The organism is Pseudomonas sp. NFR16, assembly GCF_900108875.1.
Lineage (GTDB): Bacteria > Pseudomonadota > Gammaproteobacteria > Pseudomonadales > Pseudomonadaceae > Aquipseudomonas.
This window is the reverse complement of sequence record NZ_FNYJ01000001.1, coordinates 1840761-1853963: the sequence shown is the minus strand read 5'-3', so window position 1 is coordinate 1853963 and position 13203 is coordinate 1840761. Positions and strand designations below refer to the sequence as shown.

Genomic DNA, 13203 nt, shown 5'->3' with positions numbered 1-13203 from the left:
TCCGCTGCGAGGGCGCTATGGATTCCAAAGATTCGACAATGGGTGACTTCGAGTCGACCCTGAAGAAACATGCACAAGAACTCGTCGCGAGCCTTGAAAAAGGCAGGTTCGGCGATGCCGTGCAACTCATCCATGAGCTTAATCAGACCCGGGATCGCGGCCTGTATCAGGAAGTCGGCAAACTGACGCGCGAGCTGCACAGTGCGATCGTCAATTTTCAGATTGACCCGCACATGCCGCAAGCCGAAGAAGTGTCCCAGATCACCGATGCCACCGAACGCCTGTCGTATGTTGTCAGGCTGACGGAAGGTGCGGCCAACCGCACCATGGACCTGGTCGAGCAGAGCACGCCGTTGATGAATGGCCTCAGTGCCGATGCCAAGGCCTTGAGCGCCGATTGGGGACGCTTCATGCGTCGCGAGATCGGTGCCGATGAGTTTCGTGATCTGGCCCGTCGCGTCGATGGTTTCCTGACGCGCAGCGAGAAGGAGACCGCCGAGGTCGCCAGCCACCTGAACGACATTCTGCTGGCTCAGGATTACCAGGACCTCACCGGCCAGGTCATCAAGCGTGTGACCACGCTGGTCACCGAAGTGGAGAGCAATCTGCTCAAGCTGGTGCTGATGGCCAGTCAGGTCGATCGCTTTGCAGGGATCGAACACGACCAGGAAGTGTTCCGTCAGCAAAAAGAACAGGAAAAACTTCATTCCAAGGGTGAAGGTCCGCAGATTCATGCCGATAAACGTGAAGACGTCGTATCCGGTCAGGATGATGTAGACGATCTGCTATCCAGCCTTGGCTTCTAGATCCCCGCTTGCGGGTCTGCGATTCAGGGTTCTATGTGAAAGTGGCTGTTGATCTGGCGCGCCAATGCTTCGACGAAGGCAATGCGCGCAGATCGCCGAACAGCTTCCGGATCGGTTTGACGGTTAATTTTAGGAGCACCCCCAATGAGCTTCGGCGCCGATGAAGAAATCCTTCAGGATTTTCTGGTAGAGGCCGGCGAGATTCTGGAGCAGTTGTCCGAGCAGTTGGTCGAGCTGGAAAGCCGGCCGGACGATGCGGACCTGCTCAATGCAATTTTTCGCGGTTTTCACACTGTAAAAGGGGGCGCCGGCTTCCTCCAGCTCAACGAGCTGGTTGAATGCTGTCACATCGCCGAAAACGTGTTCGACATCCTGCGCAAAGGTGAGCGCCGGGTCGACGCGGAACTCATGGACGTTGTGCTCGAAGCCCTGGACACCGTCAACAGCATGTTCGGTCAGGTGCGCGAGCGTTCGGACATCACGCCGGCCACGCCTGAACTGCTTGCTGCGCTTTCCCGCCTGGCAGAGCCTGCGTCGGCTGACGAAGTGGCTGCAGCGCCCGCTCCTGTGGCGCCGGAGCCGGTGGCCGAAGCGCCCTCCGAAGACATCACCGATCAGGAATTCGAACAACTGCTGGACTCGCTGAATGCGGTCAAGGCCGAAGCGGCGGGTGCCGTTGCTTCGACCCCGGCCCCGGGGGCGCCTGCACAGTCGTCTGGCGACGCGCCAAGCGACGAGATCACTGACGCCGAATTCGAATCGCTGCTGGATCAGCTGCACGGCAAGGGCCAGTTCGCTGTCGATGCGGTCGCGCCAGCTGCCGCCGCGGCGCCGGCTTCCGAAGCCGCCAGCGACGAAATCACCGACGACGAATTCGAAGCACTGCTCGATCAGCTGCATGGCAAGGGCTCGTTCTCGCCCGAAGCCGGTGCCGCTGCCCCTGTGGCTGCTGCCGCTGCAACGCCGGCCGCCACCGAGGCGAAAGGCTCGGGCGACGAAATCACTGAGAACGAATTCGAAGACTTGCTCGACCAGCTTCACGGTAAAGGCAAATTCGAACCGGGCGTGGCCGCCACCGCCGTCGCGCCGGTGAAGAAGGTCGAGCCCGCCAAGGTCGAAGCGCCGAAAGTCGAGCCTGCCAAAGCAGCGCCTGCCCCGGCCGCCGCTGCCCCGGCCAAGGCCGCTCCAGCTGCCGCACCTGCCGCCGCGCGTGCCCCGGCACCTGCCGCTGGCGAGAAGCCGCCAGCCGAAGCGGAAACCACCGTGCGCGTCGACACCGCGCGGCTGGACGAAATCATGAACATGGTCGGCGAGCTGGTGCTGGTGCGTAACCGTCTGGTGCGCCTGGGTGCCAATAGCTCGGACGAAGCCATGTCCAAGGCCGTGTCCAATCTGGACGTGGTCACCGCTGACCTGCAGACCGCGGTGATGAAAACCCGCATGCAGCCGATCAAGAAAGTCTTCGGTCGCTTCCCGCGACTGGTCCGCGATCTGGCGCGTCAGCTCAAGAAAGAAATCAACCTTGAACTGGTGGGTGAAGAAACCGACCTGGACAAGAACCTGGTCGAGGCGCTGGCCGACCCGCTGGTGCACTTGGTGCGCAACGCGGTTGACCACGGCATCGAATCGCCGGAAGAGCGTGAAGCATCGGGCAAGGCCCGGGGCGGTCGCGTGGTGCTCTCGGCGGAACAGGAAGGCGACCACATCCTGCTGTCGATTTCCGATGACGGCAAAGGCATGGACCCGGCAGTGCTGCGTGCCATCGCAGTCAAGCGCGGGGTCATGGACAAGGATGCCGCAGATCGTCTGAGCGACACCGATTGCTACAACCTGATCTTCGCGCCGGGCTTCTCGACCAAGACCGAGATTTCCGACGTGTCCGGCCGTGGCGTGGGCATGGACGTGGTGAAAACCAAGATTGCCCAGCTCAACGGTTCGATCAACATCTACTCGACCAAGGGCCAGGGCTCGAAGATCGTCATCAAGGTGCCGTTGACCCTGGCGATCATGCCGACCCTGATGGTGATGCTGGGCAACCAGGCGTTCGCGTTCCCGCTGGTCAACGTCAACGAGATCTTCCATCTGGACCTGTCGACCACCAATGTCGTCGACGGTCAGGAAGTGGTCATCGTGCGCGACAAGGCACTGCCGCTGTTCTACCTCAAGCGCTGGCTGGTCAGCTCTGCCGTTCACGAAGAGCAGCGAGAAGGCCACGTGGTGATCCTTTCGGTGGGCACGCAGCGGATCGGCTTTGTCGTCGATCAACTGGTCGGCCAGGAAGAAGTGGTCATCAAGCCGCTGGGCAAGATGCTGCAGGGGACGCCGGGCATGTCAGGCGCCACCATTACCGGCGACGGTCGCATCGCGCTGATTCTCGATGTTCCGAGCATGCTCAAGCGTTACGCCGCACGGCGTATCTGATCGATGGGGCCGGCGTCGGTGGCGGTACCTGGCAGGACCGATTCGGTTGGGTGACGTTGCAGGGCCGGCCTCAGCCGGAAAGGGCCGGTCCTGCAAGTCGGTGCCGCTCGCCAATTGTGGCCCAAGCGATGTGATTCAGGCCGCGCCTGCCCTCGGGGTAGCGCGGGCCCAATGGAGTGTTTATGGCAGTCAAGGTTCTCGTCGTGGACGATTCGGGTTTTTTCCGTCGTCGCGTCTCGGAAATTCTCTCTTCAGATTCCACGATTCAAGTGGTCGGCACCGCCACCAATGGCAGGGAAGCCATTGACCAGGCCCTGGCGCTCAAGCCTGACGTGATCACCATGGACTACGAAATGCCGATGATGGATGGCATTACCGCGGTTCGTCACATCATGCAGCGCTGCCCGACACCGGTTCTGATGTTCTCATCGCTGACCCACGAAGGCGCCCGTGTCACCCTCGATGCGCTCGACGCCGGCGCTGTGGATTTCCTGCCGAAAAACTTCGAGGACATCTCGCGCAATCCCGAGAAGGTCAAGCAGATGCTGTGCGAAAAGGTGCACAGCATCTCCCGCAGCAACCGTCGTTTCAGCGGATTGGGCAGCAGCGCAGCGGCGCCAGCTCCGACGCCGGCGCCCGCGCCCACCTCCACGGCCCCACGCACGACTCACGCCGCGCCGACGCCTGCCGCACGCCCGGCCCCTGCGCCAGCGCGCACGTCTTCCACTGGCCATTCAGCCGGGCATCATGCACCGGCGTCGCCTGCGCCCAAGCGCAAGGCTTACAAACTGGTCGCGATCGGCACCTCAACCGGTGGCCCGGTCGCGCTGCAACGCGTCCTCACTCAACTGCCCGCCAATTTCCCGGCTCCGATCGTGCTCATCCAGCACATGCCCGCAGCGTTCACCAAGGCCTTCGCCGAGCGTCTGGACAAGCTCTGCCGGATCAGCGTCAAAGAAGCGGAAGACGGCGACATTCTGCGTCCGGGCCTTGCGTTGCTCGCCCCCGGTGGCAAGCAGATGATGGTCGACGGTCGCGGGGCGGTGAAAATCCTGCCGGGTGACGAACGCCTGAACTACAAGCCCTGCGTGGACATCACCTTCGGGTCGGCGGCCAAGTCCTACGGCGATAAAGTGCTCGCCGTGGTCCTCACCGGCATGGGCGCGGACGGTCGCGAAGGCGCGCGCCTGCTCAAGCAGGGCGGCAGCCACATCTGGGCGCAGGACGAAGCCAGTTGCGTCATCTATGGCATGCCTATGGCCATCGTCAAGGCCGACCTGGCTGACGCCGTCTACAGCCTGGACGATATCGGGCGCCATCTGGTCGAGGCCTGTGTCTGATGGATGTTTTGACGCTTATAGGGATCATTCTGGCCTTTGTCGCCATCATCGGCGGCAACTTTCTGGAAGGCGGTCATCTCGGCGCCTTGCTGAACGGGCCTGCTGCACTGATCGTGCTCGGCGGAACGCTGGCGGCGTGCCTGCTGCAGACGCCGATGAGCGCGTTCAAGCGGGCGATCCAGATCTTCATCTGGATTCTGTTTCCGCCACGCATCGATCTGGCCGGCGGCATTGACCGTGTCGTGTCGTGGAGCCTGACCGCGCGCAAGGAAGGCCTGCTGGGCCTTGAGTCGGTCGCGGACAGCGAGCCTGATGCCTACTCGCGCAAAGGCCTGCAATTGCTGGTCGACGGTGCTGAGCCCGAGGCCATTCGCAGCATTCTGGAAGTGGACTTCATGACCCAGGAGAGCCGCGACATTCAGGCCGCGAAAGTTTACGAAAGCATGGGTGGTTACGCGCCGACCGTGGGCATCATCGGTGCGGTAATGGGCCTGATTCATGTCATGGGCAACCTGGCCGACCCGAATCAGCTGGGCAGCGGCATCGCCGTGGCGTTCGTCGCGACCATCTACGGCGTGGCGTCGGCCAACCTTATCCTGCTGCCGGTCGCCAACAAGCTCAAGGCCGTTGCCCTGCGTCAGTCGCGCTATCGCGAAATGCTGCTCGAGGGCCTGCTGTCCATCGCCGAGGGTGAGAACCCGCGTTCGATCGAACTGAAGCTGCAAGGCTTCATGGAGTGATGGACTGATGGCCCGACGACGTCGCCACGAAGAACACGAAAATCACGAGCGCTGGCTGGTGTCCTACGCGGACTTCATCACCTTGCTGTTTGCGTTTTTCGTGGTCATGTATTCCATCTCCTCGCTGAACGAAGGCAAGTACAAAGTGCTGTCCGAGGCGCTGGTCGGCGTGTTCAACGAAGCCGAGCGCAGCGTGAAACCCATCCCGATCGGCGAGCAGAAGCCGCAGACGGTGCGTCCAGCCGACCCGCTGGTGCAAGACAGCGAACAGACCGACGCGGCGTTGGGGCAGGGCGCTCAAGACCCGCTGAAATCCATCGCCGACGACGTCAATGCAGCGTTCGGTGATCTGATCGCTTCGAAGCAGATGACCGTGCGCGGCAATGAGCTGTGGATCGAGATCGAGCTCAATTCCAGCCTGCTGTTCGGCAGCGGCGATGCCATGCCGAGCAATCAGGCGTTCGACCTGATCGACAAGGTGTCCAAAATCATCAAGCCGTTCGACAACCCGATCCACGTCGAGGGCTTCACCGACGACCAGCCGATCAATTCGGCGCAGTATCCGAGCAACTGGGAGCTGTCGTCGGCGCGGGCCTCGAGCATCGTGCGCATGCTGGCCATGGACGGGATCAACCCGGTGCGCATGGCTTCGGTCGGTTATGGCGAGTTCCAGCCGCTGACCTCCAACGCGACCGCCGATGGCCGTGCGCGCAACCGCCGCGTCGTGCTGGTGATCTCGCGCAATCTGGACGTGCGTCGCAGCCTGACCGGGTCCGGCACGGCGGCCAATGCAAAACCCGATGCTGCATTGCGCCGTGCTGGCACACAAACTGCACCTGTCCCAGCCAAACCGCCGCAAGGCGTCAAATCTTCGTCACCTGCCCCTTAATCGGTCTCGGTCATCATCATGGTCGGGGGGAATACGAACACATGAGAGTCTGGGCAGTAGCCAATCAGAAAGGCGGGGTCGGCAAGACCACCACCTCAATCGCCCTAGCCGGTTTGCTGGCCGAGGCGGGCAAGCGCGTGGTCGTCGTTGACCTCGACCCGCATGGTTCGATGACCAGCTATTTCGGCCATGATCCCGATGCGCTGGAGCACAGCTGTTTCGACCTGTTCCTGCACAAGGGCTCGGTGCCCGACGGGCTGCCGGGTCAACTGTTGTTGCCGACCAGCGATCAACGTATTTCTCTGTTGCCGTCCAGCACCGCGCTGGCCACGCTCGAGCGCCAGTCGCCGGGGCAGAGTGGCCTTGGCCTGGTGATTGCCAAGAGCCTGGCGCAACTGTGGCAGGACTTCGATTACGCGATCATCGACAGCCCGCCGTTGCTGGGCGTGCTGATGGTCAATGCGCTGGCGGCGAGTCAGCAGTTGGCGATTCCGGTGCAGACCGAATTTCTGGCGGTCAAAGGCCTGGAACGGATGGTCAACACGCTGGCGATGATCAACCGCTCGCGCAAGGTGCCGTTGCCGTACACCATCGTGCCGACGTTGTTTGACCGCCGCACCCAAGCTTCGATGAGTACCCTCAAGTTGCTGCGCGACAGTTATCCGGAGCATGTCTGGAAGGCGTTCATTCCAGTCGATACCCGGCTGCGCGATGCCAGCCGTGCCGGGGTCACGCCGTCGCAGTACGACAACAAGAGTCGTGGGGTACTGGCCTACCGGACGTTGCTCAAGCACATGCTCACCGAGCAACTCGTCGGGCAGGTGGCCTGAGGTGTCCGCTGATCGTATATTCCCGAGCAAAGCGCCTGCGCGCTCAAGTCGGCTGACCCTGCAGCCGATATCTGGTTCAGGCGGTAATCGCATCACTTATTTTCGGGCTCCCGTATGAACCGCCCTCTGGACATCGCATCACGACCACAACTGGCGCTGCAGAATTACCTCGACGCGTTGCTTCAGGACGCGACCGAGGAATTGCAGGTCGTCGAGAGCATCGATGAGTTTCAAGCGGCCGTGCTCGAGGAGCAGGCCCACGATGAACGCATGCGCACGGCTGTCGCCGAGGCGGTGAAGGCTGCTGCGCCGGTGGTTCAGCCGTCGATGTCGCGTCCGGCCCCGGTATCGCTGGCGTTTACACCCCACGAATCACCGGCTGTCGCAGCGCCTGTGAGCCGTCCTGCGGTCGTGGCTGAACCGGTCGCCGCTCGCGTGCTGGAAAAACCGGTCTTGTTGCCGCCGGTGATCGCGCCGCCGGTGATTGAAGCGCCCGAGGTTGGGGCGCCATTGCCTGAAGCTGTGGTCGCCGAATCTGTGGTGGCGTTGGTAGAGCCGGTAGCCGATGTGCACCTGCCTGCGCAGCGCACGCCGACCCCGCCGCCGACCTCGGACGAGCGTCCGGCATGGGCGGATGAGCCGTTCGAATGCCTGCTGTTCGATGTCGCCGGCCTGACGCTTGCGGTGCCGCTGGTGTGCCTGGGTTCGATCTACCCGTTGGCCGGACATGACCTGACGCCGCTCTTCGGTCAGCCGGACTGGTTTCTCGGCATCCTGCCCAGCCAGGCCGGCAACCTCAAGGTGCTGGACACCGCGCGCTGGATCATGCCGGACCGGTATCGCGACGACTTCCGGCAGGGCCTGCAATACGTGATTTCGGTGCAGGGCTATGAGTGGGGACTGGCGGTGCATCAGGTCAGCCGTTCGCTGCGCCTGGACCCGAACGAAATCAAATGGCGCACTCAACGCGGTCAGCGGCCCTGGCTTGCCGGGACGGTGATCGAGCACATGTGTGCGCTGCTGGACGTTTCCGAACTGGCCGAGCTGATTGCCAGCGGCGCGGTCAGGCAGATGCAATCACGCAAATAAACAGCTTCAACTACACACAGGCCGGCGCTGATCGCGTCGTCCTTACAGCACAACACGCAAGGGGTTAGGGGTATGAAGAAGTCGTCAGCACAGGGTTCCGAAGATCCGATTCTGCAATGGGTCACCTTCCGCCTGGACAACGAGTCGTATGGCATCAACGTGATGCAGGTTCAGGAAGTGCTGCGCTACACCGAGATCGCTCCGGTCCCGGGCGCGCCAAGCTACGTGCTGGGCATCATCAACCTGCGCGGTAATGTCGTCACGGTCATCGACACCCGTCAGCGCTTTGGTCTGCCACCGGTTGAAGTCAGCGACAACACGCGTATCGTGATCATCGAGGCCGATAAGCAAGTGGTCGGGATCCTGGTCGACAGCGTGGCTGAAGTGGTTTATCTGCGTCAGTCGGAAGTGGAAACGGCGCCGAACGTCGGCAACGACGAGTCCGCCAAGTTCATCCAGGGCGTCTGCAACAAGAACGGCGAACTGCTGATCCTCGTGGAACTGGACAAGATGATGTCCGAGGAAGAGTGGTCCGAGCTGGAGAACATCTGATTGATTCTTGAGGTTGCGGTAATTTTCCTGGCGGTGTTGTGGGTCGCGAGCGTTGCGATGTTCATGCTCCACACCAAGCGCCAGCGCACACTGGCCACGCAGCAGCTTGAAGCGGACTCGCTGCGTGACCAGCGCATTCGCGAACTGGCCCGTCGCCTTGAGCATTATCAGGGCGGCACGGTGAAAATGGGCGAAGACCTGCATGAGCTGCGCTCCATCGTCTCGCCGCTGCCGGACAAGATCACCGCGCTGGAGCAGCGCGACCCTTCCACACTGTCCTTCGCCCAGGCCGCACGCCTGGTCAGCATGGGCGCCAGCGTCGACGAGCTCACGCAGTCGTGCGGACTGACCCAGGCCGAAGCACAGTTGATGAGCAAGCTGCACGGGCATAACTGAAGAGGGCGGCATCACCTGCCGCCCTCTGATCCTGCTTCGCGGTGGGAGTCAGTCAACTGCCGTTAAAGCCCCTTCGATCGACGGTGTCACACCGGACGGCTTCCCGGCTAAAGCCGGTCCTACGGAAAGCTTGCAGAGTCTCTAGGACCGGCTTTAGCCGGGAAGAGGGCGGTGCATCCGTTGGAGAGGCAGCGGCTGCAGGACCGGCTTCAGTCGGGAAGAGGCCGGCGCATGCGGTCGAAAGGTAGCGTCTGGAAATCGGCCTTCGCGAGGATGCGCCACAGGTTTGTGACTTGGCTCGATACCAGTCAGCGCCGCGTAGCCTTTTTGTAGGAGCGCGCTTGCCCGCGATCTGGCGCGCAGCGGCAGCGGAATCGGATGACGCGGTATGTCAAGCAGACTGCATGGCCAGGTTTTACGACGACTGCGTCGCCGATCGCGGGACAAGCCACGCTCCTACCGGTAGTGCATCAAGCCTTCGCGAGCAGGCTCGCTCCCACGGATGTTGTGCTCGGCTCGCAACCTGCCATCGCCACAAGTCCCCCGTAGGCCCGAATCTATTTACGAAAAAGCCGGTGACCGCTGGCAGGAGCATTTGCAGGCGATGGCGGGTCAGTTCCGCCCGGGGGTGATGTCTCTTTCCACTGGCGGCGGATTCGGGTCGAAGCCTGTGGGGAATTTGCCCTTCAGGTGCCAGGCGAACGCGATGATTTCCGCAATCGTCAGGTACAGCTCTTGCGGAATGCTGTCGCCCAGCTCAAGGCGCGCGAGCATTTTTACCAGTTCGGCGTTTTCGTAGATCGGGACTTTGTACTCCCGCGCAATGGCCAGAATCGCTTCCGCCAGCGTGTCGTCGCCCTTGGCGGTCAGGGTCGGTGCTTGCTGACCGTCGTAACTGAGCGCGATGGCCTGACGCGGGGTGTGTTCGGGTGTGCTCATCAGGCGTTCTCGTCGATCCAGCGTTGTTCCAGCACCGTTCGCGGTCCCTGCGGCGGGGTGCCGCGGTTGCATTCCAGTTCCTTGACGTTCAGGCCGCACGCCACCAGGCGTGCGCGCAGGTTGTCCAGCTCACCGGCGATCAGCTCGGCGCTGCCTTCGCGTTCGGCCCACAACTGACTGGCGATATTCCCTGCGATCAGCTGCGCCTGCACTTGCAGCGGGCCGAGCGGTTCGAGATCGAATGCCAGTTCGACCCGCCACAGTTTTTCCTTCTCGCGCTGCTCGGCATGGGCGCCCTGTGCGTGGTCGTCGGTTTCAGGTTTTTCCTCGCGCTGGACCTTGACTTGCAGCGGCACGATGTCATGGGCATTGCGCATCGGGATTTCCAGCTGCCAGGTCGTCACCTGCGTACCATCGGCATGGGTGCGCGTCTGCTCAAGCCCGCCCAGTTGATGGCTCTGCAGACGCGAAATGGCGCCGGCCGCCAGTTTCAACAGCGTTTCCAGATCGTCCTTGTCCTGCGGGCTGCCCAGCGTACGCGCCGGCAGCGGGAAATTGGTCGGCTGACTCGGGGCGGCGACCAGGCCAAGGGTGCCCAACGCATTGCGGATGACGCTGGGCATGGCGCGCGCCAAGGTATTCGCGGCGGCAGCGGCGTCATAGCTGGCGTTGTTCGGCAGGCCGGGAAGGATCTGGGTGATCAGCCTCAGCAGGTTGGCCTTCATGTCCGGCACCAGCGTCGGGTTCATCCCCGCGAGCAACCGCGACTCCATGAAAAGCCCGCTGGCGCTCAAGGCCTGGGCGACGCCCTTGGCGCTGGTCATCTGCGTCAGATCGGGCAAGTCAGCCAGCAGTTGCTCGATGCTCGCACGCAGCGACGGTGTGAGGTTGTCGGCTCCGCCACTGGCCGGCGGCGGCAGATTTTGCAGCGCGGTCAGCAGACTTTGCAGCGATCCCTGACGGCTTTGCTGTGTCGACAGTTGCTGCGCCAGCGCCAGTTCATCGAGGCGGTTGGGCAGCGCTACGAAATTGAGCGCCTGACTGCTCTGTACCTGAGCGCTAAGCAGGCTGCCGACGCGCAACGGCTGCGGGCTGTCGATGGTCAGGCTGCTGCCAGCCAGCGCGGTGTTCAGCAGCATGACGATGGAACGATAACCGGCTGGCTGCGCAGCGCCGCCAGCAGACGTCTGGCCGGTCAGTTGTGCGACGTTCTGCGCGGCCACTTGCGTGGTCAGCACCTTGCCTTGCAGCAACGTGCCGGCCGGCAGCTGACGGGTGTCGATGCTCGTCAGGCTGTTGCTGACGGCTTTCTGCAGGTCCTGCACGCTGATGGTCAGCGTGTCGGCCGAGCCTTGGGCGACATTGACGTTGGTGCCCGGCGTCAACGGTAATGAGCTGCTGACCGGGAGGGTGGTCTGCCGTCCGTTGTCCATCGTCAGCTTGAGCAGCAACTGGAAGTCCTGACCCTGCTGCTTGAGGCTCACCACCTCGGCGTTGGCGACCTGTCCCGAATTCAGCAGGCCTTCGCGCGGCTCCATCAGCTTGAGCACTTCGCCGGCCGGAACGCCCGCGCGCAACAAGGCCGTGGCGGCCGCTACTGGAGAGAGATGGGGTATGTCGCCTGTCATCGGATCCTGACTCGATAAATTTGCGCTCTGGTGGCCTGGTCAGGCGGCGTCAGCGTTCCTGACATGTATAATCCCGCGCCGACGTCATCGGCGGGCTACCGTTAAGCTGCATCAGTATAACGGCCGCCGCGACCCTGACTTGAACCGCCGTGCACACCTGCTATCCGAAAAGAAGGTCCACATGTCGATCCCCGTTTTAGAAGCCGTGGCGCTTGCCTGCGAGCGAGACTGGCGGCTGCTGTTCGAGCATCTCGAGCTGCGCCTGACAGCGGGTGACATGGTGCAGGTCAGCGGCCCGAACGGCAGCGGCAAGACCAGCCTGTTGCGCCTGCTGTGCGGCCTGATGCCGCCTACTGCCGGCGAGGTTCTGCTCGATGGCAGGCCCCTTGGCGAGCAACGCGGCGAACTGACACGCAACCTGCTGTGGATCGGTCACGCCGCAGGCATCAAAGACCTGCTGACACCGGTCGAGAACCTCCTCTGGCTCTGCGCCCTGCACCGCGCGGTCGACACCGACGACATCTGGCGGGCGCTCGAAGCGGTTGGACTGCGAGGATTCGAAGACGTGCCGTGCCACACGCTGTCAGCCGGTCAGCGTCGCCGCGTGGCGCTGGCGCGGCTCTATCTGCCGGGCCCCGGATTGTGGATGCTCGACGAGCCGTTCACCGCGCTGGACAAGCAAGGGGTCTCCCAGCTTGAGGAACATCTGGCCGGGCACTGCGAGAAGGGCGGGGCCGTGGTGCTGACCACCCACCATACGCTGACCCGCAAGCCGGCCGGTTATCGGGATCTGGACCTGGGGCAATGGGCCGTATGAGTCATGTGTTCACACGGCTGATCGCCCGCGAGGCCCGCTTGCTGTTCCGGCGCCCGGCCGAGCTTCTCAATCCACTGGTATTCTTCGCCATCGTCATCGCGCTGTTCCCTTTGGCGGTGGGCCCTGAAACGCAACTGCTGCAGCGCCTGTCGCCGGGTCTGGTCTGGGTCGCCGCGCTGTTGTCGGTCCTGTTGTCACTGGACGGGCTGTTTCGCAGTGATTTTGAAGATGGTTCACTTGAACAGTGGGTGCTTTCGTCGCACCCTTTGTCCTTGCTGGTGCTGGCCAAAGTGCTGGCGCACTGGGCGTTCTCCGGGCTTGCACTGGTGTTGCTGGCACCGGTGCTCGCGTTGATGCTGGGTCTGCCGAGCGCGTGTCTGCCGGTGCTGTTGCTGTCACTGCTGCTGGGCACGCCGGTGCTCAGTCTGCTGGGCGCCGTCGGCGCAGCGCTGACAGTGGGACTCAAACGCGGCGGTCTGCTGCTGGCGTTGTTGATTCTGCCGCTGTACATCCCGGTGCTGATTCTGGGCAGCGGCGCCCTTCAGGCTGCACTTGAGGGCATGCCTGCGACCGGCTATCTGCTTTGGCTTGGCAGCCTGACGGCTCTGGCGGTAACCCTTACACCTTTTGCAATAGCTGCTGGCCTGAAAATCAGCGTTGGCGAATAATCGGGCTTGACCGTTCGGACAGTTTTTCGAGGTCGGCCCTGGACGCTTCAGTGATAAGAAGCGCCTGGTCATAAAGCACACCGTGATG

General features: G+C 62.7%; 13 protein-coding genes. 11 read left to right on the top strand and 2 right to left on the bottom strand.

What is annotated here, in order from left to right; translation table 11 throughout:
• Window positions 1-17: 17 nt before the first annotated feature.
• The 9 genes from BMZ10_RS08220 to BMZ10_RS08180 all read left to right on the top strand — a co-directional run bounded on the left by BMZ10_RS08220 (window position 18) and on the right by BMZ10_RS08180 (window position 9063).
• Complete coding sequence (locus BMZ10_RS08220) at window positions 18-806, top strand: protein phosphatase CheZ (RefSeq protein WP_093459602.1); 789 nt, start codon at window positions 18-20, stop codon at window positions 804-806.
• A 144-nt stretch (window positions 807-950) separates the two neighbouring features.
• Window positions 951-3227 carry a chemotaxis protein CheA gene (locus tag BMZ10_RS08215; RefSeq protein WP_093459599.1) on the top strand — a complete coding sequence of 759 codons (2277 nt, stop codon included), beginning with the start codon at window positions 951-953 and terminating at the stop codon, window positions 3225-3227.
• A 182-nt stretch (window positions 3228-3409) separates the two neighbouring features.
• Window positions 3410-4567, top strand: coding sequence for a protein-glutamate methylesterase/protein-glutamine glutaminase (locus BMZ10_RS08210; RefSeq protein ID WP_093459596.1), 1158 nt, complete (start codon window positions 3410-3412; stop codon window positions 4565-4567).
• Window positions 4567-5307, top strand: coding sequence for a flagellar motor protein (locus tag BMZ10_RS08205; RefSeq protein WP_093459593.1), 741 nt, complete (start codon window positions 4567-4569; stop codon window positions 5305-5307). The genes BMZ10_RS08210 and BMZ10_RS08205 overlap by 1 nt, the downstream gene beginning before the upstream one ends.
• A 7-nt stretch (window positions 5308-5314) precedes the next feature.
• Window positions 5315-6196 (top strand): flagellar motor protein MotD, encoded by an 882-nt coding sequence (gene motD / locus BMZ10_RS08200; RefSeq protein WP_093459590.1) that lies wholly within the window; start codon window positions 5315-5317, stop codon window positions 6194-6196.
• Window positions 6197-6237: 41 nt separating this feature from the next.
• Window positions 6238-7026 carry a ParA family protein gene (locus BMZ10_RS08195; protein ID WP_093459587.1) on the top strand — a complete coding sequence of 263 codons (789 nt, stop codon included), beginning with the start codon at window positions 6238-6240 and terminating at the stop codon, window positions 7024-7026.
• 114 nt (window positions 7027-7140) lie between these two features.
• Entirely contained in the window at window positions 7141-8115 is a 975-nt protein-coding gene (locus tag BMZ10_RS08190; protein WP_093459584.1) for a CheW domain-containing protein, read from the top strand.
• A 72-nt stretch (window positions 8116-8187) separates the two neighbouring features.
• On the top strand, window positions 8188-8667 hold the full coding sequence (locus tag BMZ10_RS08185; RefSeq protein ID WP_065987319.1) for a chemotaxis protein CheW: 480 nt from the start codon (window positions 8188-8190) through the stop codon (window positions 8665-8667).
• Window positions 8668-9063 (top strand): DUF2802 domain-containing protein, encoded by a 396-nt coding sequence (locus BMZ10_RS08180; RefSeq protein ID WP_093459581.1) that lies wholly within the window; start codon window positions 8668-8670, stop codon window positions 9061-9063.
• A gap of 612 nt (window positions 9064-9675) precedes the next feature.
• On the opposite strand, the gene BMZ10_RS08175 is transcribed toward BMZ10_RS08180, so the two are convergent.
• Together BMZ10_RS08175 and BMZ10_RS08170 are read right to left on the bottom strand one after the other, a co-directional pair.
• Entirely contained in the window at window positions 9676-10002 is a 327-nt protein-coding gene (locus tag BMZ10_RS08175) for an EscU/YscU/HrcU family type III secretion system export apparatus switch protein (protein WP_093459578.1), read from the bottom strand.
• Window positions 10002-11630 (bottom strand): flagellar hook-length control protein FliK, encoded by a 1629-nt coding sequence (locus BMZ10_RS08170; RefSeq protein WP_093459575.1) that lies wholly within the window; start codon window positions 11628-11630, stop codon window positions 10002-10004. The genes BMZ10_RS08175 and BMZ10_RS08170 overlap by 1 nt, the downstream gene beginning before the upstream one ends.
• A gap of 181 nt (window positions 11631-11811) precedes the next feature.
• Here BMZ10_RS08170 and ccmA point away from each other — a divergent pair, with 181 nt between their 5' ends.
• Both ccmA and ccmB read left to right on the top strand, forming a co-directional pair.
• Window positions 11812-12447 carry a cytochrome c biogenesis heme-transporting ATPase CcmA gene (gene ccmA / locus BMZ10_RS08165; RefSeq protein WP_093459572.1) on the top strand — a complete coding sequence of 212 codons (636 nt, stop codon included), beginning with the start codon at window positions 11812-11814 and terminating at the stop codon, window positions 12445-12447.
• Window positions 12444-13115 (top strand): heme exporter protein CcmB, encoded by a 672-nt coding sequence (gene ccmB / locus BMZ10_RS08160; protein ID WP_093460175.1) that lies wholly within the window; start codon window positions 12444-12446, stop codon window positions 13113-13115. The genes ccmA and ccmB overlap by 4 nt, the downstream gene beginning before the upstream one ends.
• Window positions 13116-13203 lie beyond the last annotated feature (88 nt).